The organism is Herbaspirillum sp. GCM10030257 (assembly GCF_042666555.1).
GTDB lineage: Bacteria > Pseudomonadota > Gammaproteobacteria > Burkholderiales > Burkholderiaceae_D > Noviherbaspirillum.
Window position 1 is genome coordinate 320,406 of record NZ_JBHTDH010000004.1, and the last position, 25,171, is coordinate 345,576.

The 25,171-nt window shown below is 56.2% G+C and carries 29 protein-coding genes and 1 tRNA gene; 10 read left to right on the forward strand and 20 right to left on the reverse strand.

Translation table 11 applies throughout. The features are described 5' to 3' along the window. Positions 1-99: 99 nt before the first annotated feature. From ACFQUU_RS08425 to ACFQUU_RS08435, 3 genes are all read right to left on the reverse strand, one after another. Positions 100-540 (reverse strand): hypothetical protein, encoded by a 441-nt coding sequence (locus ACFQUU_RS08425; protein ID WP_382245436.1) that lies wholly within the window; start codon positions 538-540, stop codon positions 100-102. Next, positions 537-908, reverse strand: a complete 372-nt coding sequence (locus ACFQUU_RS08430; protein WP_382245439.1) for a phage holin family protein — start codon at positions 906-908, stop codon at positions 537-539. Before ACFQUU_RS08430 ends, ACFQUU_RS08425 begins: the two co-directional genes overlap by 4 nt. A gap of 132 nt (positions 909-1,040) precedes the next feature. After that, the gene (locus ACFQUU_RS08435) at positions 1,041-1,442 is read right to left on the reverse strand and encodes a YqjD family protein (RefSeq protein WP_382245442.1); all 402 of its coding nucleotides are present in this window, start codon (positions 1,440-1,442) and stop codon (positions 1,041-1,043) included. A 516-nt stretch (positions 1,443-1,958) separates the two neighbouring features. On the opposite strand from ACFQUU_RS08435, the gene ACFQUU_RS08440 reads away from it, so the two are divergent. From ACFQUU_RS08440 to ACFQUU_RS08465, 6 genes are all read left to right on the forward strand, one after another. Next, on the forward strand, positions 1,959-3,128 hold the full coding sequence (locus ACFQUU_RS08440) for a PilT/PilU family type 4a pilus ATPase (RefSeq protein ID WP_382245445.1): 1,170 nt from the start codon (positions 1,959-1,961) through the stop codon (positions 3,126-3,128). A 208-nt stretch (positions 3,129-3,336) separates the two neighbouring features. Next, entirely contained in the window at positions 3,337-3,732 is a 396-nt protein-coding gene (locus ACFQUU_RS08445) for a response regulator transcription factor (protein WP_382245447.1), read from the forward strand. Beyond that, a complete protein-coding gene (locus tag ACFQUU_RS08450) occupies positions 3,729-4,499 on the forward strand; it encodes a YaiO family outer membrane beta-barrel protein (protein ID WP_382245450.1) in 771 nt (256 codons plus the stop codon). The genes ACFQUU_RS08445 and ACFQUU_RS08450 overlap by 4 nt, the downstream gene beginning before the upstream one ends. Then, positions 4,480-5,529 carry a HEAT repeat domain-containing protein gene (locus tag ACFQUU_RS08455; protein ID WP_382245453.1) on the forward strand — a complete coding sequence of 350 codons (1,050 nt, stop codon included), beginning with the start codon at positions 4,480-4,482 and terminating at the stop codon, positions 5,527-5,529. Before ACFQUU_RS08450 ends, ACFQUU_RS08455 begins: the two co-directional genes overlap by 20 nt. Beyond that, positions 5,526-6,935, forward strand: a complete 1,410-nt coding sequence (locus tag ACFQUU_RS08460) for a glycosyltransferase (RefSeq protein ID WP_382245456.1) — start codon at positions 5,526-5,528, stop codon at positions 6,933-6,935. The genes ACFQUU_RS08455 and ACFQUU_RS08460 overlap by 4 nt, the downstream gene beginning before the upstream one ends. An 85-nt stretch (positions 6,936-7,020) precedes the next feature. After that, entirely contained in the window at positions 7,021-8,679 is a 1,659-nt protein-coding gene (locus ACFQUU_RS08465; protein WP_382245459.1) for a hypothetical protein, read from the forward strand. A gap of 80 nt (positions 8,680-8,759) precedes the next feature. On the opposite strand, the gene ACFQUU_RS08470 is transcribed toward ACFQUU_RS08465, so the two are convergent. Further along, the gene (locus tag ACFQUU_RS08470; protein ID WP_382245462.1) at positions 8,760-11,027 is read right to left on the reverse strand and encodes an ATP-binding protein; all 2,268 of its coding nucleotides are present in this window, start codon (positions 11,025-11,027) and stop codon (positions 8,760-8,762) included. A gap of 182 nt (positions 11,028-11,209) precedes the next feature. On the opposite strand from ACFQUU_RS08470, the gene ACFQUU_RS08475 reads away from it, so the two are divergent. Beyond that, the gene (locus ACFQUU_RS08475) at positions 11,210-12,340 is read left to right on the forward strand and encodes an alanine racemase (RefSeq protein WP_382245465.1); all 1,131 of its coding nucleotides are present in this window, start codon (positions 11,210-11,212) and stop codon (positions 12,338-12,340) included. A gap of 62 nt (positions 12,341-12,402) precedes the next feature. On the opposite strand, the gene ACFQUU_RS08480 is transcribed toward ACFQUU_RS08475, so the two are convergent. The 3 genes from ACFQUU_RS08480 to ACFQUU_RS08490 form a co-directional block, all read right to left on the reverse strand. After that, positions 12,403-12,807: a hypothetical protein gene (locus ACFQUU_RS08480; protein ID WP_382245468.1), complete on the reverse strand. Its 405-nt coding sequence runs from the start codon at positions 12,805-12,807 to the stop codon at positions 12,403-12,405. Positions 12,808-13,046: 239 nt separating this feature from the next. After that, on the reverse strand, positions 13,047-13,265 hold the full coding sequence (locus ACFQUU_RS08485) for a hypothetical protein (protein ID WP_382245471.1): 219 nt from the start codon (positions 13,263-13,265) through the stop codon (positions 13,047-13,049). A gap of 5 nt (positions 13,266-13,270) precedes the next feature. Next, on the reverse strand, positions 13,271-13,474 hold the full coding sequence (locus ACFQUU_RS08490; RefSeq protein ID WP_382245474.1) for a hypothetical protein: 204 nt from the start codon (positions 13,472-13,474) through the stop codon (positions 13,271-13,273). 179 nt (positions 13,475-13,653) lie between these two features. Between ACFQUU_RS08490 and ACFQUU_RS08495 the strand changes: the two genes are divergently transcribed. From ACFQUU_RS08495 to ACFQUU_RS08505, 3 genes are all read left to right on the forward strand, one after another. Then, a tRNA-His gene (locus ACFQUU_RS08495) sits at positions 13,654-13,729 on the forward strand. 242 nt (positions 13,730-13,971) lie between these two features. Continuing rightward, entirely contained in the window at positions 13,972-14,943 is a 972-nt protein-coding gene (locus ACFQUU_RS08500; RefSeq protein WP_382245477.1) for a hypothetical protein, read from the forward strand. Between the two features lie 96 nt (positions 14,944-15,039). Continuing rightward, a complete protein-coding gene (locus tag ACFQUU_RS08505; RefSeq protein WP_382245480.1) occupies positions 15,040-15,963 on the forward strand; it encodes a hypothetical protein in 924 nt (307 codons plus the stop codon). A gap of 8 nt (positions 15,964-15,971) precedes the next feature. On the opposite strand, the gene ACFQUU_RS08510 is transcribed toward ACFQUU_RS08505, so the two are convergent. From ACFQUU_RS08510 to ACFQUU_RS08570, 13 genes are all read right to left on the reverse strand, one after another. Then, positions 15,972-17,165, reverse strand: coding sequence for a hypothetical protein (locus tag ACFQUU_RS08510; protein WP_382245483.1), 1,194 nt, complete (start codon positions 17,163-17,165; stop codon positions 15,972-15,974). After that, the gene (locus tag ACFQUU_RS08515) at positions 17,131-17,358 is read right to left on the reverse strand and encodes a DUF4224 domain-containing protein (RefSeq protein ID WP_382245486.1); all 228 of its coding nucleotides are present in this window, start codon (positions 17,356-17,358) and stop codon (positions 17,131-17,133) included. The genes ACFQUU_RS08510 and ACFQUU_RS08515 overlap by 35 nt, the downstream gene beginning before the upstream one ends. A 19-nt stretch (positions 17,359-17,377) precedes the next feature. After that, positions 17,378-17,968: a hypothetical protein gene (locus tag ACFQUU_RS08520; protein ID WP_382245489.1), complete on the reverse strand. Its 591-nt coding sequence runs from the start codon at positions 17,966-17,968 to the stop codon at positions 17,378-17,380. A 25-nt stretch (positions 17,969-17,993) separates the two neighbouring features. Beyond that, complete coding sequence (locus ACFQUU_RS08525) at positions 17,994-18,707, reverse strand: hypothetical protein (RefSeq protein ID WP_382245492.1); 714 nt, start codon at positions 18,705-18,707, stop codon at positions 17,994-17,996. After that, positions 18,704-19,498: a hypothetical protein gene (locus ACFQUU_RS08530; RefSeq protein ID WP_382245495.1), complete on the reverse strand. Its 795-nt coding sequence runs from the start codon at positions 19,496-19,498 to the stop codon at positions 18,704-18,706. Before ACFQUU_RS08530 ends, ACFQUU_RS08525 begins: the two co-directional genes overlap by 4 nt. Before the next feature lie 287 nt (positions 19,499-19,785). Further along, positions 19,786-20,712 carry a hypothetical protein gene (locus ACFQUU_RS08535; protein ID WP_382245498.1) on the reverse strand — a complete coding sequence of 309 codons (927 nt, stop codon included), beginning with the start codon at positions 20,710-20,712 and terminating at the stop codon, positions 19,786-19,788. A 16-nt stretch (positions 20,713-20,728) separates the two neighbouring features. Then, positions 20,729-20,896 carry a hypothetical protein gene (locus ACFQUU_RS08540; protein ID WP_382245501.1) on the reverse strand — a complete coding sequence of 56 codons (168 nt, stop codon included), beginning with the start codon at positions 20,894-20,896 and terminating at the stop codon, positions 20,729-20,731. Beyond that, entirely contained in the window at positions 20,893-21,558 is a 666-nt protein-coding gene (locus tag ACFQUU_RS08545) for a hypothetical protein (protein ID WP_382245504.1), read from the reverse strand. The genes ACFQUU_RS08540 and ACFQUU_RS08545 overlap by 4 nt, the downstream gene beginning before the upstream one ends. Next, a complete protein-coding gene (locus ACFQUU_RS08550) occupies positions 21,555-23,471 on the reverse strand; it encodes a DNA cytosine methyltransferase (RefSeq protein ID WP_382245507.1) in 1,917 nt (638 codons plus the stop codon). The genes ACFQUU_RS08545 and ACFQUU_RS08550 overlap by 4 nt, the downstream gene beginning before the upstream one ends. Positions 23,472-23,502: 31 nt before the next feature. Then, positions 23,503-24,408, reverse strand: a complete 906-nt coding sequence (locus ACFQUU_RS08555; RefSeq protein WP_382245510.1) for a recombination-associated protein RdgC — start codon at positions 24,406-24,408, stop codon at positions 23,503-23,505. 12 nt (positions 24,409-24,420) lie between these two features. Then, positions 24,421-24,687 carry a hypothetical protein gene (locus ACFQUU_RS08560; protein ID WP_382245512.1) on the reverse strand — a complete coding sequence of 89 codons (267 nt, stop codon included), beginning with the start codon at positions 24,685-24,687 and terminating at the stop codon, positions 24,421-24,423. A gap of 93 nt (positions 24,688-24,780) precedes the next feature. Next, complete coding sequence (locus ACFQUU_RS08565; RefSeq protein WP_382245515.1) at positions 24,781-25,005, reverse strand: hypothetical protein; 225 nt, start codon at positions 25,003-25,005, stop codon at positions 24,781-24,783. Beyond that, positions 25,002-25,139 (reverse strand): hypothetical protein, encoded by a 138-nt coding sequence (locus ACFQUU_RS08570; RefSeq protein ID WP_382245517.1) that lies wholly within the window; start codon positions 25,137-25,139, stop codon positions 25,002-25,004. Before ACFQUU_RS08570 ends, ACFQUU_RS08565 begins: the two co-directional genes overlap by 4 nt. Between the last annotated feature and the right edge of the window lie 32 nt (positions 25,140-25,171).

Sequence of the window (25,171 nt, forward strand, 5' to 3'; positions counted from 1 at the left end):
TTTTTTCATGATTTTTTCCTTTCAGGTTAATAAAAAGACGGGTTTTCTAAAACGCTGCAATGATCATGCTCAACCCGTTCAGCATGCTCCCCTGCAACACTACTGCGACTGGGAATTGCTATGGCCTTGCAAGTACGCCCCTGCCATTGTTATGAGTCGACCAACAAGGTCTGCGTTCGATTCGTTGCGCGCGGTCAAAGTTGCCATGGCGGTGGCACCGGTCACGGCCGTGCGCATGATGCGTTTCGGGCCAATCGCAAGAATGACCGCGACCCCGAGGGCAATGTACATCGGATGTTGCATCAGTGTACGTACAACAGTGCTGCGTGGAAAAACATCAGGCACCGTTTGATGCGCCGCCACGGGACGCAATGCGGGCGTGTAGCTATGTGCAAAGCTATGATCGACCTGGATGGCCTGGCCGACGGGTATTTGGCCAAGCTCATCGCCATCAGTCAGCATGCGGCGATAGTTCTCGCGCCGCATGCGCATCCGCTCGAGGATTGCCTGTCTTTCCGCTTCAAGTGACTGTATGCTCATATGCTCCCCTTGATGACATCGATATCACGCTGCAACTCACCACGGATGGTGCTGGTCAGCGATGATGGTGACTTGAACTGTTTCATGCAAACCGCCACTGCAGCGCCGGCGATGCCGCCATACAGGAGGACGACGAACCAGGCCGCCAACGCGCGATAGTCGCTGTCCCAGAAGCTGATGATGATGGCCAGTCCGAGGAAGACGGTTGCCAGCAGCGCAAACAACAGGGCGACGGTAAAGCCCGCGATGCGGATTGCAAGCTGCTGTTCGCGGATCTTCATTTCCACCCGCAACAGGTCCATGTAATCCCCGATGCGATCAAGCGTGATCAGGTAAAGCTGTTTGGATTTTTGAAGGGCTGCAAACATCGCGGTCGTCCTTTCAGGTGGTCGCAAAAATCGATCGGATACCAGTGATTCCGAAGCGCGGCTGTAGGCTCCAGAATCATCGGCGATATGAATGGCCGCGCTGTGGCTAACCAGGGAGCGCGGCGGTACCGATCAGCGACGTTTGAACAGTAGACCGAGCAGCAGGCCGGTGCCTACGGCAACGGCTACTGACTGCATCGGTTTGTCCTTTACATATTCGGTGGTGGTTTCCATACCGCGATTGAGTTGCTGGCTTGCCTGGTTGGCGATGCCCTTGGCGGCGTAACGTACCGAGCTGAATTTCGCCATCAGTTGTGCATGGGCCTGTGTCAGTTCATCATCGGAAAGGCTGGCTGAACGGTTGACCAGGGAGTCCAGATCGCTTTTTAGGTTAGAAAGATCGCTGCGCAGCGATGCAGCCGATTTTTGGGTAGTGCCCTTGATTTCATTCATCGAGCCCTTCATTGATTGCATCGTTGCCGACGCCTTGTCGCTACCGTTGCCGGTTGTTGAAGTAGTGGGATTAGTTTCCATGAATCGCTCCTTGACGAGGTTTGACCAGATTTGAAAGACGATGAAAGAAAACTCAGTCACCGTGCCAGGCCCGCAGGGGATGTCTGCGGGGAACGCAACAAAAACGAGAGACACAAGCTTGCGATTCCGGCTGCACCGTCGATACCGAAGCTTGTAGGACACAAGCCCGGTGATCATTCGTTACAACGGTGCAGACAGCATCGGCCTCCGGCGCCTTGATGTCCACCGCTTGACTCAGCAAACGGTGTGCCATGGTGTGGACATTTGAGCAAACACAGCGATCACCGGGCAAACCGGAAAAAAGAACATGCTTTGCCTTTCTGAACGACCGGAATGTAAAAATGGCACCATTATTTTTGTACATAAGCCATGTAATTCTTGCAACCTGTTGCCCTATGCATGTGACTTTGTTGCCTCGCGGTCGGACAGAACGCGGGACAAACTCCTTGCGAGTATGGCCACCAGGAAACATAATTGTTGAATCAGATAATCACACCGCATTGAAAGGCTGCACTTATGTCTACCTTCGGCCCTGACGAAGCGCGTAACTACATGCATCAACTGCTCAAGGTAATGCATCAGCAGGGAGGCTCGGATCTGTTCATTTCCGCAGACTTCCCACCGAGCATGAAGCATCAGGGCGCCATGAAACCGCTGAGCCAGCAAAAGCTTACCGGTGATATTACAAAGAAGCTTGCGCTAAGTCTGATGAATGATAAACAGCGCAATGAATTCGAGACCGAGCTGGAATGTAACTTCGCGATTTCCCTGCCAAATGTCTGCCGCTTCCGGGTCAATGTCTTCGTGCAGCAGCAACAGACAGGCATGGTGATTCGCACGATCGCCGCCGAGATCCCCAACTTTGAAAAGCTGCAGCTGCCCGAAGTCTTGAAGGATGTGATCATGACCAAGCGCGGGCTGGTGCTGGTCGTGGGCGGTACCGGTTCCGGCAAATCAACCACGCTGGCGGCGATGATCGATCATCGCAATGCCAGCTCTTCCGGCCATATCATTACGGTCGAGGACCCGGTCGAGTACGTCCATAAAAACAAATCCTGCCTGATCACGCATCGCGAAGTCGGCGTCGACACGCTGTCCTGGCACCATGCCTTGAAAAATACCTTGCGGCAGGCGCCAGATGTGATTCTGATCGGCGAAATTCGTGACACCGAAACGATGGAACATGCCATCGCCTTTGCGGAAACGGGGCACCTTTGCCTCGGTACCCTGCATGCAAACAATGCCAACCAGACCATTGACCGCATCATCAACTTCTTCCCGGAAGAACGGCGCAACCAGCTGCTTGGGGACTTGTCGTCAAACCTGCGCGCGATCATTTCGCAGCGTCTGGTGCGTACCGAGGACGGCAAGGGCCGCCGGGCCGCCATCGAGATACTGCTCAACACGCCGACCATTGCAGAGCAGATCCTGAAAGGGCAGTTCCAGGGTATCAAGGAAATCATGGGCAAGTCGCGCGAACTCGGCATGTGCACCTTTGATCAGGCGCTGTTCGATCTGTACAACGCCGGCCACATCGGTTACGACGAGGCGATTCGCAATGCTGATTCGGCCAACGAGCTGCGCCTGCAGATCAAGCTGCGCGCCACGCGCGGTCAGCGGGAAGAAGCTTCCGGCTTCAATCTCGCGATCGATGAAGAGAAGGAAGCCGAGGAAGAAAAGAAGTGAACTGCCGGTCCGCTGTCCGTTGCGTAAAAGTCAAGGCACGGCTAATCAAGCGCGGCTAATAAAACCTCCTTCGAAACCAGGTGTGGATCACGTTTCAAGCTTGCTTGCACCTGTCTGCTCGTTATTTGATCGTCCATAGTCCGATCTACGCAAGCCGTGCCGAGGCATTCTTCGGTAAGATGGCACGGTTTGCGTTATTAGCTTCCCTATGTCAACAGATCAGGCATCCAGCACCGTCCTTGTCGTCGAAGACGACGAGCATATCGGCCAGGTTCTCAAGTTCATGCTCGAACGCCAGGGCTATCAGGTTAATTTATTCACCGACGGGCTGGCTGCCCGCACTGCAATCGAGGGCGGCGGTATTCCTCCCCGCATGGCGCTGTTCGACGTCATGCTGCCCTACATCGACGGCTTTGAACTGGTACGCATCACCCGGGCACAGCCTGGCTGGGAAACGCTTCCCATCCTGATGCTGACTGCCAAGACCATGGAGCAGGATATCGTGCGTGCGCTGGATGCCGGCGCCAACGACTATATCGTCAAGCCTTTCCAGCCAAATGAACTGCTGGCGCGTATCCGGCGTTTCCTGAAAGATAATAAATGACGCGCCTTGTCGTTCTCTCACTGTGCATCGGCATGGTGAGTGCGGCATCCGTGATGTCCGCGGCATCGGCCGCTGGCCCAGCTCCATCCGGAACCGCCGGCATGCTGTTCAATCATGAACATCTCAATAATGGCTCTCCCGGCTGGAACGAGACCGGGGTCCGACTAAACTATACGCTGGCACCGCGCCACGCATTCGAGCTGGCAGTCGCCCGCACCGAGCGTTTCGACCTGCGGGACCGGCAGCTCAGCGCCTTGTATGTCGCCCCTTTGTCCAGGGAACTGACCGGTTCGCTGGAGGCCAACGCGAGTTCCACCCATCGAGTGCTGGCACGCAACGCATTTGGCACCACACTGCAATACGAATTTGCCCCCGCATGGCTGGTGCACGGCGGTGTCAAGACTACCCGCTACGATACGGTGCGCGTCAACCAGGCGCTGCTGATGCTGGAACATTATTTTTCCAACTTCAGCTGGGCAGTTGCTTGGCGACCCGCGCATGCTTTCGGTACCAACGCCAACAGTGCCGAAGTGCGAGCCAGCTATTACTATGGCGATAAAAATACAATCGGCGTGATCCTCGCCGGCGGCAAGGAAGCAGCCAATATCGGCAATGCTGTGACGCTGACCGATCTGCGTTCCGCTGCCGTCGTGGGACGGCACTGGCTGAACCGCGAATGGGCGCTCAATTACGGCATCGGCTCCACCCGACAGGGGGATTTCTACGTTCGCAACGGAATGACGCTCGGTGTTCAATACGCTTTCTGATCCGATATTGATCGTCGCGTTCTGGACCGGGCTTGGTGCACTGGCACTGACGCTGCTCCTGGCCGGCGAAGTCGTCAATCTACGCATGGCCCTGCGCAGGCGGGAGCGACGCGAGCAAGCCACGATTGCAAAATGGCGTCCGATCCTGAACGCCGCAGTTGTCGGTGACATGCCCGGCACGCTGCCGCGCTTGCGCAAGAGCGAACGCCTGATGTTTTTCAAATACTGGGTTCACCTGCATCAGTCGGTGCGCGGACAGGCCAGCGAGGCGCTCAATGAGGTGGGCTACCGCCTGCAATGCGACAGCCTCGCCCGCGATCTCGTCAACAGCCGCAACCGTGCCGAACGCCTGCTCGCCATCCTGGCGCTCGGGCACTTGCGCGACAAGACGGCCTGGCCGCAGTTGTTGCGCCAGGCCTCGGCAAGGGACAGTACGACATCACTGCATGCCTTGTGGGCGATGGTGCAGGTCGACCCGCGTACAGCAGCTGAATCCATGACGCGCGCTTTTATTGAGCGCAACGACTGGGCGCTGTCGCAGGTGGTCGCGATACTTGAGGGGGCACGCGATGCCTGCGCCGATATCCTGGTCACCAATATTGCCGGCCTGCCCGCCGAGCGTCTGCCGCGTGCCTTGCATGTGGCTGAAGCGCTACGTATCGAATTGCCGCCGGCGATGCTGGCAGCCATGCTCCGTCATCCTTCGGTGGATGTATTGGTTTCGGCCTTGCGCATAGCGTTCACACCTGCCGTGCTCCCGGACATCCGTATCTACGCTGGACATGACGACTGGCGGGTGCGTGTGCAAGTCGCCAAGGCCTTGGGCCGCATCGGCGAGCGCGCCGATATCGACGTGCTGATGGGCATGCTTGGCGATACACAATGGTGGGTGCGCTACCGTGCCGCCCAGGCCCTGGTTGCATTGCCTTTTCTGCGGTCTGCGGAAATCGACTCCCTACGGGCTTCCATCACCGACCGCTACGCCGCCGACATGCTGGCCCAGGTCATTGCGGAAAAGGAGCCGGCATGACCACTCACCAGCTCGTTGTCTCGTTCATCACCTGGTTCGTGATCTGTTATTTCATCCTGCTGAACTGCGGTTATCTCCTGCTTAACCTGATGTCCATCCTGACCTTGCGCCGCAAGGGGCAGGAAAAGATCCTCGACAATTTGCCGCAGGTCTATTCCGGACTGGAACCGCCGATCAGCCTGCTGGTGCCTGCATACAACGAGGAGGCGACCATCGCCGCGTCGGTCCGCTCGATGTTGCAGCTTCAATATTCCGAACTGGAAATCATCGTCATCAACGACGGCTCCAAAGACGGGACGTTGGAGGTGCTGAAGGAGGAATTTTCGCTGTTGCCTTTCCCGGAAGCCTATCGTGTGCAGATCGAGACCAAGCCGATCAACGGGATCTATCGTTCCAGGCGTTATCCCAACCTGCGCGTGATCGACAAGGTCAACGGCGGCAAGGCCGATTCGCTCAATGCCGGCATCAATGCATCCCGCTATCCGCTTTTCTGCGGTGTGGATGCCGACTCCATCCTGCAACGCGACAGCCTGCAGCGCGTCGTCAAACCGTTTCTCCACGATCCCGATATGGTGGCAACCGGCGGCACCGTACGCGTCGCCAATGGCTGCGATGTCAAGGGCGGCTTCCTCACCGGTGTTGGCTTGCCCAATAATATCTGGGCGCTGTTTCAGGTGGTTGAATACCTGCGCGCCTTTCTGTTCGGGCGGCTTGGCTGGTCGACCATCAATGGCATGCTGATCATTTCCGGTGCCTTTGGCGTGTTCCGCAAGGATACGGTGATCATGGCCGGCGGCTACAAGCCCAAGACCATCGGGGAAGACATGGAACTTGTCGTGCGGATGCACCGCATCCTGCGTGAACGCAAGCAGCGTTATCGAATCGAATTCGTGCCTGACCCGGTTTGCTGGACTGAAGCGCCCGAGGATTTTCAGACGCTGAAAAACCAGCGCATACGCTGGCAGCGCGGATTGTCCGAGAGCCTGTCCGCGAACTGGGGTCTCATGTTCAACCGCAACGGCGGCACGCCGGGCTGGATTGCGTTTCCCTTCATGGTGCTGTTCGAATGGCTGGGGCCGTTGATGGAACTGGGCGGGTACATCTTCATGGCGCTTGCCTATGTGTTTGGCTGGGTGTCGTGGGAAGCCGCGGCAGTATTCCTGTTTGTCGCTATTGGACTGGGCATCCTGTTGTCCGCGTCGGGAATACTGCTGGAAGAACTGTCGTTTCATATCTATCCGAAAGGACGTCATCTTGCATGGCTGGGATTGATCGTGATTCTCGAAAACTTCGGGTATCGCCAGTTGAACAGTTACTGGCGATTGGTCGGATTATGGCGCTGGGCCCGTCAAAAAGAAGCAAGCTGGGGCGCGATGACGCGCAAGGGATCCTGGCAAAGGAAGTGAGCGATGCTGCACAGGATGGCTGTAACCCATGCGCCTGATCCGTCTTGTCCTGGTTCTGCTTGCCACGCTGCCTGGATTGTCGCTTATGAGCAGTTCTGAAGCAGCCGTTCTTCAGCTTTGCCCCGCCGATGCGCAGGCGACGCAGAACGCGCATGCCAATACGGTGCGCCTGCCGGACGGCAAGGTCATGCACTTGTCCGTGACTGCCTCGGCTGCGCCCGGTTGCCGTAGCGTGACCCTCCCGGTCGGCATCGAAGAGATTGTCGCGGTACGGCCGATATCGTCCGACATGGCTTCCGGCCTCGGCGACACCGTGTTGTTGCAGGGCCCGGAACGGGAAGGGCGTTTCACGATCAGCAGCGTCAGCGGTACCGCTGCGCCAGCGAAGCCCGGACTCACTCTCATGCCCCTGCGTGAGAACCTGCTCGCCGGAATGAGCGTGCGCACCTTCGGTGTCGAGGAGCGCATACAGGCGCGCAAGGCCAACGGTCGCTTGTACCTGGATTGCCGTGCCGGAAACAAGCCCGCCGGCGTCATTCTCAGTGCACCCTGGACAATGAGCCGGGCGCGTGCGGAACTGCTGGTGTCAGCAAAAGGCACTGGCCGTTATGAAGTGCAGGTGCAGGACGCCCATGCCGCGGCGAAGGGTACGGCAACCACGCTGGGGCAGTTCAATGCCACACCGTCGCGGCAGTCATCAGGTTTTGCCGTGCCGGACTCTGGATTTGAACGGGAGAAATGGCAATCGTTTTCCATTGCCTGCCCTCGCGACAAGGCCGAACTGGAGATCGATGTCATGCAACTGATCCCGCGCGCGGGGCCGACGGTGGCAACGGGGCGTTCGACCTGGGTCTGGAAGCCGGCTGACTGGCAGCAGCGCAGCGAAGCTGTGCTGACGCATGCCCGCACGCATGGGATCAAGACACTTTTCATTTCCGTGCCGGTAACGAATGGTGCGGTAACCGATCCGGTGCGGCTGGCCAGTTTCACACAGGCAGCGGGACGTGAAGGTGTCGAGGTGTGGAGCGTCGACGGTGATCCGCGCATGGTATTGCCGTCAGAGCATCCTGCGGCGGCCGCACGTGTGCGTGCTTATGTCTCCTACAACAATGCGGTAGCCGCTGACGCCCGCTTACGTGGCATGCAGCTCGATGTCGAACATTACCTGATCGACGGCTATGAGACCGCTGCAGCCGAACTGGATCGTCGCTACCTTGAACTTGCCCGCACACTGAACAAGGTCGCATCGGGAATGCCGCTGGAGTTCGTTGTGCCGTTCTGGTGGGCCGACAAGAGCGAATTGCTGGCTGGTGTTGCACCATTTGCCGCCGGTCTGACGGTAATGGATTACCGGACCGATGAACGTCAGATACTGCGCTTTGGCATACCCTTCCTTGATTGGGCATCGAAGTATGGCAAGCGGGTACGGATTGCGCTGGAAGCCGGGCCGATCGAAGCTGAAGTGCAGCGCCGTTATGGCAAATCGTCCACAGGGGAGTTGTGGCTGCTGCAACTAGGAGAGACGGAGCTGATGAAACAGACGCCGGTCCTGGTGTTGTTCAAGCAGCCGCAGTCGTTGCCGGCGGGGAGAGGGTTTCGGTTCCTATCGAGTAGCGTGATTGACGGGTCGGCGACGACGTTTCATCGTAATCCGGACCGCATGCTGGATCTGCTGCCCACGCTGGAAAGTGATTTCTCGGCGTGGTCCGGATTTGCCGGCATGGCACTGCATGAACTGAAATAGCGGCGCGATCGCGCCGAACGATCCGGGGTGGGCCGGAAAGCAGTCGGTAAACGAGCGACCCGGCATGCGCATGCTTTTTCTTATACCGCCATCGGCAGGTCGACATGGAACACGGTTCCTTGTCCCGCTTCGCTCTCGAAACTGATCGTCCCGCCATGCTCTTCGACGATGCTCTTGCATATGCTGAGTCCCAGCCCCGTGCCGCCTTTCTGACGTGAATCGGTCGAATCCGCCTGTGCGAATTTCTGGAAGATGCGATTGCGGAACTTGGCAGGAATGCCGGCACCATGGTCGATGACGGACAGCCGAACACGGTCATTCATCTGCCTGATCAGTAATTGCACGGTTGCTTCCGGCGGCGAGAACTTGATGGCGTTGGATAACAAGTTGTGCAGGACCTGGATCATTCTGTCGTGGTCGACCGGCACGTCCATCTCGATATCTGCATCGAGTTGCACATTCACGCGATATTGCCTGGCATAGGCATCGATGGTTTCCATGGCGTGTCGCACCACTGGCAGCAAGGGCTGCTTGCGGATATGGAATTCCATGTTTCCCGACTCGATCTTTTCAATGTCGAGCACGTCATTGACCAGGCGTACCAGGCGCTCGCAGCTCTTGTAGGAAATGTCGAGCAAACCCTGCACATCAGCCGGTAACTCGCCCGCCATGCCGTCGACCAGCATGGACAGCGATGCCCGGATCGCCGTCAGTGGCGTGCGCAATTCATGGGATACGGTCGAGATGAACTCATTTTTCATTTGCTCGACCTTCTTGCGCTCGGAAATGTCATGCAGGAAGGCGCTGAAGAAAGCGGTGTCCTTTTCGCCTGCCAGACCGATCGTCACCTCGACCGGAAATTCCTTGCCATCGCGATTGACCACGAGCCGTTCAAGCCGCTGGTTGAGCAGATTGATTTCGCCGGTGCGATGGAAAATATTCATCGCGCCGGCATAGCTGTTTCGAAAACGTTCCGGTACCACCAGTTGTATCAGGGGACGGCCAATCGCTTCTTTGCTCGTCCAGCCGAACATCTGTTCTGCCCGGGAGTTCCAGTCGGTGATACTGCCATTCAGGTCAACACCGACAAAGGCATCCTGCGCCGTTTCGATGATGGTGCGTATACGCGCCTCGTTGGCCCGCACGCTGGCGAGCGCGTCTTCAAGTTCCCGCGTGCGCTGCTGGACACGCTGTTCCAGTGACTGATTCAGTTCCTTCAGCGCCGCTTCCTTGTGCAGCAGATTGTCGACCAGTGCATTCAGCGAGGCCGTCAACTGATGCACTTCGGAATAGCTCGCATCAAGCACTGCTATTTCGGTAGCTTCGCGCAGCTGCACCTTTTGCGCGGAATCCGCCAGCGCGCGCATCGGTTGGGCGATACGGCGCGCCACTACCCAGCCGAGGAGTGAAAACAGTAACGCCAGTGCGATACCGCTCCACAGCACCCTGCGCTGTATGCGCTTGACCGGCGCGTACGCATCATCAATGTTTTGCCGGACCAGTACAGTCCACCCGAGACCCGGATAATCAGCGTAGCCTTGACTCTTGCTAAACCCTACCAGGTATTCACGACCATCACTCCATTTCAATACCCGGAAACCACTGCTCAGATCGCTCGCTATCCCATACGGCTCCATGCTGATCTGCGTATCACGCAAGCTCGTCGGCCCGAGTAAGATCGTGCCGCTATCATTGACGATGAGGGCTTCCACCTGGCGGCGCGTGGCAAGCGGCTGCATGATGGATTGTTCGACTTCGCGTGCCCATTGCCAGGAAAGATGCACGCCGAGCACGCCGAGCGGTTGGCCATCCCTGTTGGCATAGGGAAAGGCCACGTCGACAAAGCGCTTCGGTTCATTGTTTGTGTCGGGAAGCAGCTTGGCCAGCAGGACGGCTTCATGCACATCGCCGACGTTCTTGCCTTGCAGCGCATTGCGAAACCATGGCCGTTGCGATACATCCGCGCCTTCCAGCATCTTCCGGGTCGATACAAGCACCTTCCCGTTGATATCGGTGAGCCCGATCCATGCATAGTAGCCGTAGGTTTGCTGCCGTTCATCGAGTACCTGGCGTTTCTCGGCTACGTCCACCTGACTTGATGTCAGGTCGCTGCGCAGCGACATCAGGCGCACTTCGCGGAAACGTTCGTACATGCCACGGTCCAGCTTGTCCGAAGTCTGCAATGCCAGTTCCGCCAGCCCGTTTCCTATATTCGACTTCACTTGCTGGGTAGCGAATACGCCGATCACTTCCACCAGTATCAGGGTGAGGACGACCGTCATGAGAGAAAACGCTAGCGCCAGATAGGCGCCGAGGCCGCGATCATAGATGGATTTTTTGATATTCATGCAAAAAGCGGAGGCATTTTCAGGCATCGGGGAAGGGGCATAGCGTAGCACAGCGTTGTAGTGCGATGCCGTGCCGCGGATGCAGCGAAGTCATGCTAGCATCGCCATGCAAGGTGCCTGCAATGTACTTGCCATGTGCTTGTGATGCAGGTGTCATCCTTCTTTGTTCAACGAGCCTATCCATGGACCTTCCTCAGTTACTTTCCGGACTTTCGACGCCTGCGGTGCTGCTGGACAAGCAACGTTTGCAAGCCAACTGTACACGGATGAACGCGCGTGCACGCCAGGCAGGGGTGCAGTTGCGGCCGCATCTCAAGACCGCCAAATGCGCGGAAGTCGCCGCGCTGGCAACCGCAGGCCAGGGTGGCGGGATTACCGTGTCCACGCTGGCGGAGTTGCAGTATTTCTTTGATGCCGGTTACCGCGACCTGACTTACGCGGTCGGTATCGTTCCGGGAAAGATGGAGCGTATAGAAAGCCTGGTCGGGCAGGGTGCCCGGATTCGTATCGTGCTTGATTCTGTGGAAGCCGTTACGGCGCTCGCCGAGCGGCCTTCGCGGTATAAGATGCCGGTGCTGATCGAGATCGATTGCGGCGGACATCGTGCCGGCGTCTCACCGCAAGGCGAACAGTTGCTCGCCATTGCCGAGCATATTGCATCCGCTCCCAACCTGGTGCTTGATGGTGTGCTTACGCATGCCGGACATTCTTATCATGCCAACGATACAGCCTCGAGGACCGCGATCGCTATCGCTGAACGCGACGCTGCGGTTCTGGCCGCGCAACGCTTGCGCGCGGCTGGCCATGACTGCCCTACTGTAAGCATTGGTTCTACACCGACGGCACTGACCGACATCCCGCTAGACGGCGTCACTGAAATCCGACCCGGCGTGTACGTATTCTTTGATTTGGCACAGGCCGCACTGGGTGTCTGCGACATCGACGATATCGCGGTGAGTGTGCTGGCAACCGTGATCGGTCATCATCGCGAGGCAGGGCATTTGCTGATCGATGCCGGCGCCTTGGCGCTTTCCAAGGACGTGAGCGCCAGCGAGTTTCATGACCATGTCGGCTATGGCCTTGTCTGCGACCTGGACGGTCGTCCTCTTCCTGGTATGTATGTCGCCGATGCGCACCAGGAACATGGCTTTGTCAAAAGCGTCAACGGCGTACCGGACTTTGAACGATTTCCTGTCGGCGCGCGCCTTCGTGTATTGCCAAACCATGCATGCATGACGGTCGCGCCTTACGATGCCTATCACGTCATCGATGGCCACTCCTTGCAGACATGGAGTAAGGCAACAGGCTGGTAAAGCGTATCGCTTACCCTTCGATAAGCGCCGAGCCAGTTACGGTGAGCCGCAGCAAGCCATAGTCAGCCTTCGCGGTTCCTGCGGTAGACCAGTTCATCGACGTCCACGGCGCCGGAGCGGTTCAGAATGGTGGTTGCCTGGTTTTCCTGCTCGTCGGTTTCAGCATCGACGGTCAGGACGATGTTGCCTCGGTAGACTGCTTCCTGCGGCGCGCTGGTATCCGGCCGGCGGCTGATGTTATCTCCTCCATCGGAATCGGTGCCATGCAACCTATCCAGAAAACTCATGCTGTCCGGATTCATGTCTTCCTTCCGGTCAACAACAAAGTTGCCTTGTACGGCGCCCGCCTCATCTCCTGTAGCGCTGAGATGAACGCTGGATTCCGGAAAACCTTTGCCCAATAGTTGCTGACGTACCTGTTCTGCTTCGGCTAAATGATCGTAAACGCGTACCAGTGTATTTCCCATAGTCGTACTCCTGCCTCTTCAAGTTTGCCCGGCGTGTTGCCTTTAGCTGAACTTGTGTGACTATGGCGAAAGTGATAAGTGCCCGCCTTGCCGGCACTGTTTGTCGCCGGGATGCCGCCGCACTTCCTGTGGGAACGGCAGTCGCATGCGTTCGGGCATGATTCGTCCCGGCGCCTTAGCGGCAACCTGTACGATCTACCCGTCAACCGAGCCGGAACGCTAGGCAAGGGGTCGGAAATTTACTTCCTGGATGAGCCGCCAAGACCGCTCGGGCCGGGCCCCGCGGGGTTCCCGGAACCGACGCCCATGCCAGCTCCCGGTGTAGACAGGGGATTACCCTGTACATCATTGGAGCCCTGGACCGCAGGCGGTGGCTGGCTGACCTGGGCACCGTCGCGGGTGATCATGCAAGCGCTGAGTGTGACAAGAAGGGCCAGTGGCAGCAACAGGCGTGTCATGGCGTTCACCAGCCCAGGCCAATACCGATGCCACCACCACTACGACCGCCCCACGTGCCGCCGCCTATGCCGATACGGGCGCCGGCGCCGGGATAGGTCGGATCGTTGTAGACGCTGTTGGCGCCCTGACTCGGGTTGTCGCCGTTCGGCGCGGTGGCGCATCCGGCCAGGATCATGGCAAGAGCGACTGCAAGTATTCTGGTAATCATGGCATCTCCGGAAAGACAATTTATCAACATTAGACGCGGCGAAGCGCGCGCGGTTCTGCGCCGGAAAGGCCGTTAGTTTGCGCAATGATGGAAGAGGCGCAATTGGATTTGCCAGTTTGAAGTGAAGTTTGTATAATGGCGGGCTTGCTTGATGTCACTTCAAGCAAGCAGTTCCATTGGTGGCTGTAGCTCAGTTGGTAGAGTCCAGGATTGTGATTCCTGTTGTCGCGGGTTCGAGTCCCGTCAGCCACCCCATTTCCCCTTCCAAATCAGGCACTTGCTGCCTGTGGATAAGTAAGTTATCCACATTTTCCAACGCAGTCGCCGATTTTCCAATGAGCGTAACGCGTTAAGTGAGATCTTCATAGATCTCTGAACCTTCGTATACCGTACGTTTCGTCTCTTGCACAAGCCGGTTTTCAAGTGTGCAACGATCTCCAACGGCCACCCATGCCGGGATAAAATTTCCTCGGAAAAACCAGTCGCTTTTGGCTCATATGGACATTAGAGAACTCGCTGCCCTTCAGAATTTCGACCTTGATACTCAAAGTCTTGGAAAACTTCGCTGCACCACGCCTGACAAGGAGCAGCAAAAAGAGATTGATGAAGAACTGCGCCGCAACGATTTAGATAGCTTTTCATTCGCTTCGAAACTGTTTTCCTTCTCTGCACGGAAGCGAACTGGCGACGAGAAGCTTGATAAACATGCTAAGGGTGACGCTCTCACCGAAGAGGAAGTTGGTTCCGTGACCTGGGAAGAACTGGACACATTTTGCAAAAAATTTGTCGAGCACCGTCGCTACATGCTCAAGTCCCAAACTCTTGGGAAGCTCGAGAAGAAGCCTAATGAGTCGAACATGGACTTTCTTGTAAATGCATATCGTCATTACGGGAAAGACAAGGAGACGCACTTTAAAGGTATGGCGAGCCGATTCCTTGGGCAAGTCCTCCCCGCGTCGAGTTTGGCAGCGTTAAAGATCAACGAGGCTGTTTCTGAGAACCTTGGACGCACTATTGACGGTATGCGTTCAACCGCGCATGGATCGGTCAAAATCCGTGACCTGCCGGCCGCCCCTCGTAGTGCTTTCGCTCAAACAAATGGCACTCTCGAAGAGATTTTGGAGCACCACAGGGAAACACGGACGTTGCTAATCGAGAGCGCCCAAATTATTAAATCGCTAAACGACACGGCCGTCACACTGCAGACAGACTATGTTGTAAATAACAAGAAATCTGGACGCGCGACTTTCATTGCAACGTTTATCGCCGCCGCCAGTTTGTTAGTTTCTGCTTATCTTTCGTGGATTACACTCAAAGAAGCACGCGAAGGCGGTAAAAAGACAGAAGAGCAGCTTCAACAGGTTCATCAAGACTTGCAGGCCCTCATAGCAGCACAGAAAAAAGGGCAGGAGCTTATGGATAGACCCGTATCAAAAGAAAAACCTCAGAAGTTGTCCGCCACGAGATGAGCATCTTTCAAAGTCACTAAAATTGGTGCCTAAGTGGTATCGGCTTCTACCAGGTCGCTTTTGCTGATCGATTTTTACAGGATTGGGGATTATTGAATGGCGCTGCTACAAGAAATTATTTCTGAAGCCACACGTGCGGAGTGCGATGTACCGTCTCTCCTTCGGAAAACTCTTGCGCTTGGCGCCAGACTTCGAAATGATGAATTGCGAGCTTGGGTTAGTCACGAGCTAAATGGTTATCCAGATACCGAATCAGTGCCTGAATACCGACGCACCACCGTAATGTCGTACGGGTATTTCTTCGATCGATTCGTTGGACAGGCAACGCTTGAAGTTCCTGTTTTTGTACTTCCTGAAGAGTATCAAGAGAGATTCAGACATGCCATCTTGCAACAGCCCATTAACCAATTGATCGACATGCTTGCCCGTAGCAAGGAAAACAACAATAAACTACAGCTGCCTTGGCCGGTCGTAGCGCTACAATATGCCCAGAAAGTTTCTGAGCTGCAGTGCGTAAGAGCATGGAGAGAACTCAATCCATCATTTATTGCTGGCGCAATTGATACCGTAAAGACCCGTATTTTGTCTATGGCGCTGGATCTGGAAGTTGCTGACCCTAATGCCGGTGATGTCCCATCGACAAATCTAAACATAAGTCAATCCGCAATGAGCCATATTATTACGACACATATTCACGGTACGGTTCAGAATTTCGCTGCGGGTAGTAACCACGTCACACAATCAGCAAATCTCCATATATCGCCCGGTGACAAAAGTGCACTTCTCAAATCTCTTAAGGGCGCGGGTGTAGAGGATGAAGATTTACAGGCTCTATCCGCAGCGATCGATTCCGATGAACAGGAATCCACAGGATCAAGCAAAGGTTTAGGTGCTCGCGTCAAGCACTGGCTCGGTGATCTTCAAATAAAGGCTGCGCAACACCTAGGTGGCCTTACTACAGAAGTTGTCGCAGGGGTTGTAACGCAGGCAATACTTCTGTATTCAGGTCTATCAAAATAGCGCTGCTACTACTCTGTCGCACTGGCGCGTTTTATTTTGCGCCTGTCGTAATGTTTGTGCGTTGTCGTTGGGTTTGCGTGTGCCGCAAAGTCATACGCATCCGCAGAGCGCTTTTCGATCTTCGTTGTGATGGCGGCCGGCCGTACGTCTAAGAGCGAAAAATACTCAGGATGTTCTACTAGTTTGAAGGTAGAGACGTATTTCCCATTGACCTTCCCGTCCCGGCGCTTCGCTTCCCAATCCTTCAATTCAGACCAGGCCACCGCAGCCACGCTGTCGAAAGATGCTATCCATTCGAACATCGCGTCCTGCCAGACCGATCCCCAGCCGCTCCTAGTGTACGGGCCACCGGATGCGTTGCCGAACAGGTACATCCGTTCTGTCTTGTAGGTTTGTTTTGCTCGAGTGACGACAACCCGCAGCCTGGTGGACCAGTCCCGATGCTTAACAATTTCCGCTTCGCCTTTCTTGCGCTTAGCGCTCACCACGCGGACCCCATCAGGGGTCAGCCCCGCAATTCGGAACGGCCGCACCTCGGCAGCTCGAAATCCTGTCAAATAGGTGAACATCGCGGCGCATCCTAGATTGCGGATAGTCGCAGTCTGGCGGAGAGACCAAAGATAGAACTGGACGATCTGCCGGCGCGATACCGCACGCACGACACGGTCTCCTTTGTTCTGCATCATTTCCGTGAATGGATTTGATTCCATAACGCCCCACCTAATCGCGTATCGGCAGATGGTCGACAGTAGTGATAGCTCTTTATTGGCTTTGATAGGCGCGCCGGCCTTGGCCCGGTCATCCAGGTACTGATAGCCATGTACCGTCTTCAGGTTCATTGGCGACATCTTCCCGAAAAAGGACGTCAGGTTGCGATACGCACTTTCGCGCACGGCTAAGCCATCCTTGGTCTGGTCCCGGTAGTGGGTCGGTGCAATGTCGGTTTTGAACCGATCAATCATGTCGGCGACGGATCCGGCAACAATGACGCCCTGCTGGATGTCGAGGGCCTTGCGCTTCGCCGTGCGCTCGGCCTCCATAATCGCTTGCCGATCGCCTAGTTTGGCGCTGGCCAGTGTCTCGCTGGTCCCGTTTGGATATTGGTAATAGAAGGAGACCTTCGTCTTTCCGACGTACTTGTACAGTCGGTCGACGCCAGTCGATTCTTTACGCGAAGGCTTGGCGGTTTGGCGCGTCGGCATATTTGCTCTGATTTTTGTCTTCGGAGATCCCGAGCTTACGATCACGATAAGCCCGGGCGACGATCGGCAGTCCATTGCCGTCAATCTCATGCTTCCAATGGTTCTTTCTTAACCAGGCAGCCATACGGCATCTCTGGTTTGGTTTGCAGCCAACCAGGTCGGCAATTTCATTGGCGCTTAACCTGTCACTCATTTCATTTCCTTGTTGCTTGCTAAGCGGCGCGCTTCAGGCGGGACGCAAACGCATTCCATGCTTCTAGTTCAGTTGCCACAACACTGACCGTTTCTTCACCCAGGTTCCATCTGGCCGAATATTTACCTCCCGGGTAACTGAAATCGACAAAGGCATTCTGAAATCTATTTACATGGCCATTTGCATGCACGATGGTTATTCCAGGCCACTTTTCGAGGGCAGTCGCTGTGACTTCGTCTTCGAGGCGCATAATTTCAGCTACCCGAGCGTCTTCGCTGGCCTTGCAGCTTTGGCAGCAGTAGACGACATCGTCGACATACACAGCCTCTCTCCGCTGTTCGTTCGCGTAATCGAAATTGTCGGAATCGACACGCGTACTGCAGCCGGCGCATTCAAACCACCATCCGTGATCCTCAATAAGGTCTTTGGCCGGGATTTTCCCTGTGGCTGCATATTGATCCAGTGACGGAATCCGGCGGCAACTTTCGATCTCTTGAAACTCGCACCCGAGTTCTCCGGCCGCCAGACGACGAGCTTCCACATGGCTCTTTGCGAAGATGATCTTTCCGTATTCGTCACCTTGGGCATGGAAGGCTTTTAATTCACTCATTTCAATGTTCCTTTACTACGCGAATTCAAATGGAGGGCTTTCTTGAGTCGAGGCGGCGGAACTCTACGACCCAAACCCATGGATTCGCTTCCCAACTGCCGGCTCCGTTGATCTGTTCCCAAAGTTCGCGGTAGGCGTCGACCGGATTCGAGTAGCGAATCTTGCTGTCTTTCGTGGCCTGATATGCAATGTCGGGAAGGGGATGCTCACAATCCCGCCAGAAATACTCGTATCGATGAATGCCTTCCGCGCGTGCGTCCTTCTCGCTACATTCTTCTAATCGCTCGATGCGCACGCGGGTCACCTCCAAGAGGATGCGGCTTGCCCATCGCGGCATGTGGATAGACGGCGTCCAAACCATTTCGCTTCCTGTCCAACTGGCACGATGGATGCAGTGCTCCGGCGTCTGGAATCGTTTAGGGATGTCAGACAACGGCGAGTGTTTGCTCCCTGCCCATTGGGTGTACGCCCAAGTTCCGTCGTTTTCCGGATCCGGCATCCATGTCTCGCGCACCCAAAGCCGGTCACCTGGCTGGCCATAGGGGCAGTTTGCAGCGAGCGAATGGCCTGGCACTGCAGGAACACTCGTTATGCGATCCGACCAACCGGCGCCAAAAAGCTCCCAAAAATGACCGTTAAGAACTGGCTGTGGCTTCACGATCCGCCGAGTCTGTGTTTTAGTCCCGTCGAGGAGTGCGCGCACCATCGGGGCGCTGAAAAGAATAGGGCGTTCTTTCATACTTTCCCCTCTGCTGGTGCGGCGGAGTCAGGTGTAGCAGCAACATTCCGTGCATATCCCTTAATCCCGTCGATCAGGCTTAACCAACGATGCTGGATCTCCAGTTGATTCACGCCGTCGGTCCTCGCCATTCCATATTCGCCTATGAGATTCAACAAGCTTTGCGGCAGCTTTGGCAATGCCGGCTCTGCTTGCAGCGTAGCTTCGCAATCGTTCTTGCCCTTGGTGTTGATGATCCGAACACCATTTGTGGCTACATCTGCCGGTCGCCAGATGTGTTTGCAGCCGTGGCACAGGTGCGAGCGGTGCGCGGGATTCTGCCAGCCAGGCGTACGCTCGTCAGGCTCATCCACATGCTGCAAGCCGCAGTTCGGGCAATGCAAGATCAAGTCTACTGGCTGTGCTGACGGCGCCACCATCGACGCACGGCCAGCGCACCATCCAGCCCACGCTACCCACTTGTCGCCCAAGTCGATATTGTGATCTTCACGCCATTTGCAGAACGCGGTGTCATCGTCAGGATCGTTAATAGCATCAAGATTGCGGGCTGCGGTTTCAGGACAATGCGCCTCATGCTTACCTTCGGGAGTGACGCGGCAATCATGGCATTCTTGTGTCGGTGCAGTGGCATGGGAAGCGATAGCCTGTAATGCAAGCCGCAATCTGCTTGCGATGGCGTCCAGTTCGTAGACGCTGATAAGCGCCTTGGCATTGGTCTTCATCGGCGTCTGGTTTGCCATCTCAAAAAGACGATCGACATCCTTCAGCGCATCTAATGTGGTTTCATTCATTTGCCTGATCCCCTAAAAGTTGCTGCCTGCCGCACACGAAAGCCAAAGATATGCTTTGCCTTTCGCCGTGACTTGGTACTTGGTATTGATCAAACCAAGTTCGGTGCAAATGGTCTGGCTGGTATGGCCTTGATGCCATCCCGCCAAGCACTTCAATGTACCTAGCCGGATAACTTCACGCTTAGGGGTGCCGCCGAAGTTGGCATTTCCCCATGCGGAATCAAGTTCGGCATCGCTAACCAAGTCCTCAGCAGTCCTGGCTTCGATAAGCAATTTGGTTTCAGCCCTCATGGTGTCCCGCTCCCTTGAGTAGCGGTAGCAATGGCAGCGCGGTCGATGCGCTCTATTTCCGCAACGATCAATGCAGTGGAGCGAATTAAGTCGCGGCGGCGATCTTTCGGCTTCCACCAAGTGGCGCACCACGATTCCGGCCACCAAATTGGCACTGCATAAGGGGTGCTTACTCGACCAACTACGACATGCTGCGGCTTCACAGGTTGACGGAGTTCCGTTGGCATTGCGTAGCAGATAGCAGCCATCAGCAGTGAATCATCGCCGTGCTCATCGTCATGCGTCTCGCTCCAGCCTTCTGCCGAAACTTGCCGCTCTCGCTCTGCCGCGATTTCTCTGATAACCGGCCGTTCCGCATCCTTTGCATCACTGTGTACTGGTTGCGATTGGCGGAGTAGGGCGAGTGCGAACTTCAGTACCCATTCCCGATGCGCTTGAAACGCAATCCACAAGCCTTGCTGCACAACGCCGAGATTCGAATGCATGGCAAGGTCGAGAATGTCCGAAACCGTAAATTCCGGCTTTGTTCCTACTGATGGGGCAGCTTCGATAGCTGCAAGCGCGTAATCATGCATTTGCTCTGCGGTATAAAGCGGCTCACTTCCATCGGCGTATCCGTTGTAATGCGTGATTGGAAGCGTCGGCAGTTCGGCCAATTGCTGTTCGTATGTTTTTCGTGGCGCACGTTGTGCGGCTACAAGTTCAGCCTGCTCTACAGGGGCGGATTCCCGCGCTAGGGCGGCGGCCTGGTACGCTTTCCATGCGCAGTTGTGGTCAAAGTCGGCATATCCATCACCATCCCACTCAAGTTCTTCTGAGCTGATGTATTTCTTTGCGTGCCAAGCCTCGAACTGCTCGCGCAAGTCTGCCTGTTCATTAAATAGAGGTTGGCTGCTCTTATTCTCGTTTATTGAAGCGTTCATTCTCGATCACCTATTTCTACTGGTCGCCTTCAGTTGTTTCGTTATCGCCTTCATCTTCGCCATATCCAGAGTGAGGGCAATTCTCCACACCTGGGCAAGTGCCTGGCAGATCCGGGCCGCACTGGCAGCTCAGGCGGCGTTTGCGAGGCATCGCGTCGTAGTCAGATGGGTCAAAGTCAATCATGCTTTGATCTCCTGTTTTGCCTGTTCATAAGCAATATTCAATTCGGTCATTGCTTCATGGGAGCCACCTTTGTCCGGATGCCTAGAAGACGCCAGCGTGCGGTATTCGGCCTTTAATCTGTCCATCGACACTGCGGCATCGGTGATGAAACCGAACACTTCGCGCCAAGTCCGGACCGTGCCTGGTGCCGACAGCGCGGCGAATCCTGTAAATGCGCGGTCAAGAATCTGCGCACCGCCGTGACGCTCGATCGAGCGCATAGCTTCCAAGGTCGCTGCAATGGCGGCCAGGTTGTCGGCAACAGTTTCGTACTGGTCAATGGCCATGACACGGCGCTCGCCGGCACGGGTCTGCCAGTAAGCCGCGGCGCCGGTGTCGTCAGGCTCCCTTTCACCAGAGCGGGGGAGGCCGTCCAAACGGGTTCGAACGTTTGTCGAAATGACGATGTCTTGGCGATCAACGCCAAACCGCTGCAGTTCAGACAGCACTCGCTCAACGCCATCGGCAACGCTCAGGCCTTGCTTGCCACGGAATGTCGACGTGCTGCCATCGCTCCATTTGTGTCTGGTCGTCGTCTTTTTATTAAATCGGGCGCTCTGGCGCGCCTGCGCCGGCGTGCGCGGCCACCCGGCTGGCCATTGCAATGGATATGCGGCGATCATTGCTGCTCTCTCGATAGAGAGATTGCGACCGCAACATCCCGGACCCAAACCGGCATACGGCTCAGGACAAACGTTTCACCGGACCATGCCAGAAGCAACGTCGTGCCCATAACGCCCGCAATGGCTTCTGCAGCATCTGGCGGCACCAGATTGCCGATATGCTCGCGCCAGACGCTGTCGCTCATACCATCGAGGATGAGATGCTCCTCGGGTTCGATGAGAGACTGCAGCGCTGCCAGCTCAAGCGTGGTGAACGGCCGGTGCCAGGTGCCATCGATCGCGCGAATTATGGCGACGGTCTTTTGGTCAAGTGCCGGCAGGACGTCAATTCGAGGATCTGCGACTGACCACCTACCGTTGTCATGTCCAGCTGCTGCGCTGACTGCTCCACTGGATGATTCCCACGGAATAACGCCGTAATGACCGGCCGTGAGGTAGTTGTCACCTTTGCTGCGGCTCATGCCGGTGCGTGGGTCAGCGACTGACATCCAGCCGCCTTGCACACCCTTGCCGCCGGCAATAACCGTGTTCGCTGGCCGTTCCCAATCCATGACAGACAGATTGCCGCCATGGCGGTCCCAGCCTGGTCTAGGGTCGGCCACGGCAAAGGATCCGTTGGACGGCAGGGACTCGCCAGCCACCGTCCCGGCAGACTCGCTCCAATTCGTCACACCGAACCCGGAATGACTCGACTTTCCTGTGCGCGGATCGGCGACGCCGCCACCACTTGTTGCCTTAAAGTCAGCGGTAACGGTGCCGGCAGACTGGTCCCAGCGAACTATGCGATACACATTAGCGTGGCGTTCACCGCGGGCGCGCGGGTCTGCAACGGAGTAGACGCCTTGTCCGGGGTTCTGTTGGCCTGCAATGGTCCCGCTGGGTTGGTCCCACTGACGCACTCCATATGCCTGCCCGTCGTTCCACTTGCTGGATTGATCAAAACGCGGATCAGCAACTGAATACGCCCCATTGCTAGGGCCAGCACGGCCGGATACGGCGCCGACAGGTTTTTCCCACTTATTAACACCCAGATAGTCCGGTCGATATTCAGGAATAATGAGATAGTCACTCAGATGGCCATTTTCGACGGCCAGCTTGTTGAGGCTGCGCCAGTCGCTTCCTGCTTCGACGAATGCCAGGCGAACCCATGTTTTCCACTGCAAGCGCGGGATTCTGTGCATTGGCCCGCCTGTTTCGTCACCCGGGAAAGGCATGCGACCGAGAACGTCGCCGACAGCACGCAGGCGCTTCTTTTCCGGCTCGTACAGGAATGGCGGAACCTTCTCGATATGGCGCGCCACCAGCAGAAAGCGTTTGCGCGATTGCGCCAGTCCGCCCAGCTCGCCACAGTCATGTGTCGTCTCTGCTACAGCGTAGCCGTAGCGCTGCAGGAGCTGGTTGATCTGATCTAGAAGATGGCGTCCGCGCGTTGCCAAGCGAGGGACATTTTCGAACACGATCAGGTCGACCGGATCATCGGACCATGCCTCTGACATTAGCCAGATGCAACGCAGCGTCAATTCATTCAGCGCCTGGTACTTCGCTGTCTGGCTCATCTTTTCGGACAGCAGTCCGGACGCTCCCTTGCACGGTGAGCTGATGAAGACAATGTGCGGGCGCTCGTTGCCGGCGGCACGGCGTATGTCCGCAGGGCCCATTTCGCGCCATTCCTTAGGCGGCTCCTTTCCATGGAACGCGACATACTGACCGCGAGTGAAAAGGTCCATCACGGTACCGGGCACGCCGGCAAGGCGATTGAAGTCCCGAATTGCAGATGCGTCCACGTCTACCCCTCCGATGCAGCGAAATCGTCCCTGCATTGAGCCGACGCGCGGATTTGCCTTGTTGAAGCCTTTTGCGGCGCCCCCAATACCGCAGCAAAAATGGAAGTGCCGAATCTCTTTGGTGAACATGTAAGTCCCTGATGTGTTCTTATAGGTTTGGTTAAGCCGCTTTGGCTTGTTCGTAGCCGCCCAATGCATCGACTAGGCTGGACATAAGGCGGGCTAGTTCGCTTGCCATGAGGATGAAGTCAGCATCGAATCGCTCGTCCTCATTGCCTATTTCAGCGGCGTTTTCTTTCAGGACATCGAGTGGAGTGATGCGCTTGATTGCCAGACTCTCGGTAAGCACGAAGGAGACACGATCGTTCCATGTCATGGCCAGCCTTGTGCACTGCTTGCCCGAAGAGATATGGCGAGTGATGTCTTCCACCTCCAGCGTGTGACGTACATAACGGACTGTCGCCTTGCCGCTACCGCTGGCGCGGAGTTCAGTATCCTGATCCACCGTGAATCCGGACGGGGCTTCGTCTGCAGCCAACCAGTCAGTCATTGCTGACAGTGCGGATCGTTGCGTACGCAGCGATGCGAATGGCAATGTCTCAAGCGACTTGAGCAACATTTTGAAGATGTCATCGGCGCGGGACGGCGTAGCGGCGTCCACCACAAGCCAACCGTTCACAGGATCAATCCAGACGCGGGTTGCGCTTTGAACGCTGAACGCTCGCGGCAGCAACTCGTCAGCGACTTGCTCCTTAATTTCCTTCAGTTGCTTGCGGCCCGGCCGGAAACCCTGTTGTTCCTCGACTTCAGCGGCGCGCTCCTTCGCCACCTGGTTGATTACCTTTGCTGGCAGAAGCTTCTTTTCAGTGCTGAGCTGCAGGAGCAGTTGGCCACCAACGGCATGCACGAGGCGACCGTTATCGCGTGGCGACGACCAGCCAGTGGAAAACAGTTCTGTGTTCGCGCACGGCTGGAAGATCTGCGCGGACAATGCGAGCTCTAATGCGTCCGTAGTCATTATCCAAGGCGCGGTAAGTCGGTAAATCTGGAGATTCTTAAACCACATGGCTTTTTATCCTTATGCGTGCTGCGTTGTCGTGCGATCGACGAAATCGGCGTACGGCCGGCGGAACAGTTGGTGGAAGCGATTTGCCGCTTCAGGCTTGGTATCGAACTCGGCTCGGGAATCGACACAGCCAAAGAGGTACACGGTTGCGACGGCTTCTTCTTCATTTCGAACCGTTGTGCCGAATGTGTTGGCAAGAAAGGTCCAGAAGGGTTGTTCCTTGCAGCGCATCGCGATCCAACGAGCGTTCATGCCGCCTTTTCTTGAGAGGCCCATCATTTCCGGCACGCCTTTATCGAGCGCCGTATGGCAGGTACAAAGCGGAATCCGCAGCGGCCGTAGTAATGACGGAATAAGCGAACAAATCCCATGTCAGAGCACTCCATAGTCCCGCAGCTCAGCCTGTATCGTTACCTGCTGCTTCTGGCGCTCACTAATGACGCCGCGCTCGTTTTCGATGTTCTTTTCAGCCAAGGCAATATCAAGAACGCTTTGCGCAAGCTGACGCTTTAATCTGTGGACACGAAGCCGGCTGTTGATCGGCTGCAGTGCAATGGCGATAAGATCGCCCAGCTTGTATTCTTGACGGGCGATCATTGTGGCCACCGCACGGTGATTCCACATACGCCGTAAGTCTCGCAAGCCGCATCCATATGCGCGCCTACGTCACCGATGGCAGTGATTGAAATCACGCCTTCAGGCCTGCTGATGATCAGTTCAAATTTATTCATGATCTGTCCCTGTACGTCATATCCAAAAGAAT

Bases quoted from the DNA above. Each gene is read 5' to 3' on its own strand.
- ACFQUU_RS08505 (WP_382245480.1), top strand. From the start codon at position 15,040: ATGGCGCTGCTACAAGAAATTATTTCTGAAGCCACACGTGCGGAGTGC.
- ACFQUU_RS08530 (WP_382245495.1), bottom strand. From the start codon at position 19,498: ATGAATGAAACCACATTAGATGCGCTGAAGGATGTCGATCGTCTTTTT.
- ACFQUU_RS08485 (WP_382245471.1), bottom strand. From the start codon at position 13,265: ATGACACGCCTGTTGCTGCCACTGGCCCTTCTTGTCACACTCAGCGCT.
- ACFQUU_RS08430 (WP_382245439.1), bottom strand. From the start codon at position 908: ATGTTTGCAGCCCTTCAAAAATCCAAACAGCTTTACCTGATCACGCTT.
- ACFQUU_RS08520 (WP_382245489.1), bottom strand. From the start codon at position 17,968: ATGAGTGAATTAAAAGCCTTCCATGCCCAAGGTGACGAATACGGAAAG.
- ACFQUU_RS08480 (WP_382245468.1), bottom strand. From the start codon at position 12,807: ATGGGAAATACACTGGTACGCGTTTACGATCATTTAGCCGAAGCAGAA.
- ACFQUU_RS08435 (WP_382245442.1), bottom strand. From the start codon at position 1,442: ATGGAAACTAATCCCACTACTTCAACAACCGGCAACGGTAGCGACAAG.
- ACFQUU_RS08475 (WP_382245465.1), top strand. From the start codon at position 11,210: ATGGACCTTCCTCAGTTACTTTCCGGACTTTCGACGCCTGCGGTGCTG.
- ACFQUU_RS08565 (WP_382245515.1), bottom strand. From the start codon at position 25,005: ATGATCGCCCGTCAAGAATACAAGCTGGGCGATCTTATCGCCATTGCA.
- ACFQUU_RS08515 (WP_382245486.1), bottom strand. From the start codon at position 17,358: ATGAGTGACAGGTTAAGCGCCAATGAAATTGCCGACCTGGTTGGCTGC.
- ACFQUU_RS08525 (WP_382245492.1), bottom strand. From the start codon at position 18,707: ATGAAAGAACGCCCTATTCTTTTCAGCGCCCCGATGGTGCGCGCACTC.
- ACFQUU_RS08450 (WP_382245450.1), top strand. From the start codon at position 3,729: ATGACGCGCCTTGTCGTTCTCTCACTGTGCATCGGCATGGTGAGTGCG.
- ACFQUU_RS08555 (WP_382245510.1), bottom strand. From the start codon at position 24,408: ATGTGGTTTAAGAATCTCCAGATTTACCGACTTACCGCGCCTTGGATA.
- ACFQUU_RS08500 (WP_382245477.1), top strand. From the start codon at position 13,972: ATGGACATTAGAGAACTCGCTGCCCTTCAGAATTTCGACCTTGATACT.
- ACFQUU_RS08570 (WP_382245517.1), bottom strand. From the start codon at position 25,139: ATGAATAAATTTGAACTGATCATCAGCAGGCCTGAAGGCGTGATTTCA.
- ACFQUU_RS08540 (WP_382245501.1), bottom strand. From the start codon at position 20,896: ATGATTGACTTTGACCCATCTGACTACGACGCGATGCCTCGCAAACGC.
- ACFQUU_RS08545 (WP_382245504.1), bottom strand. From the start codon at position 21,558: ATGATCGCCGCATATCCATTGCAATGGCCAGCCGGGTGGCCGCGCACG.
- ACFQUU_RS08460 (WP_382245456.1), top strand. From the start codon at position 5,526: ATGACCACTCACCAGCTCGTTGTCTCGTTCATCACCTGGTTCGTGATC.
- ACFQUU_RS08550 (WP_382245507.1), bottom strand. From the start codon at position 23,471: ATGTTCACCAAAGAGATTCGGCACTTCCATTTTTGCTGCGGTATTGGG.
- ACFQUU_RS08510 (WP_382245483.1), bottom strand. From the start codon at position 17,165: ATGCCGACGCGCCAAACCGCCAAGCCTTCGCGTAAAGAATCGACTGGC.
- ACFQUU_RS08560 (WP_382245512.1), bottom strand. From the start codon at position 24,687: ATGATGGGCCTCTCAAGAAAAGGCGGCATGAACGCTCGTTGGATCGCG.
- ACFQUU_RS08425 (WP_382245436.1), bottom strand. From the start codon at position 540: ATGAGCATACAGTCACTTGAAGCGGAAAGACAGGCAATCCTCGAGCGG.
- ACFQUU_RS08535 (WP_382245498.1), bottom strand. From the start codon at position 20,712: ATGAACGCTTCAATAAACGAGAATAAGAGCAGCCAACCTCTATTTAAT.
- ACFQUU_RS08440 (WP_382245445.1), top strand. From the start codon at position 1,959: ATGTCTACCTTCGGCCCTGACGAAGCGCGTAACTACATGCATCAACTG.
- ACFQUU_RS08445 (WP_382245447.1), top strand. From the start codon at position 3,337: ATGTCAACAGATCAGGCATCCAGCACCGTCCTTGTCGTCGAAGACGAC.
- ACFQUU_RS08465 (WP_382245459.1), top strand. From the start codon at position 7,021: ATGAGCAGTTCTGAAGCAGCCGTTCTTCAGCTTTGCCCCGCCGATGCG.
- ACFQUU_RS08490 (WP_382245474.1), bottom strand. From the start codon at position 13,474: ATGATTACCAGAATACTTGCAGTCGCTCTTGCCATGATCCTGGCCGGA.
- ACFQUU_RS08470 (WP_382245462.1), bottom strand. From the start codon at position 11,027: ATGAATATCAAAAAATCCATCTATGATCGCGGCCTCGGCGCCTATCTG.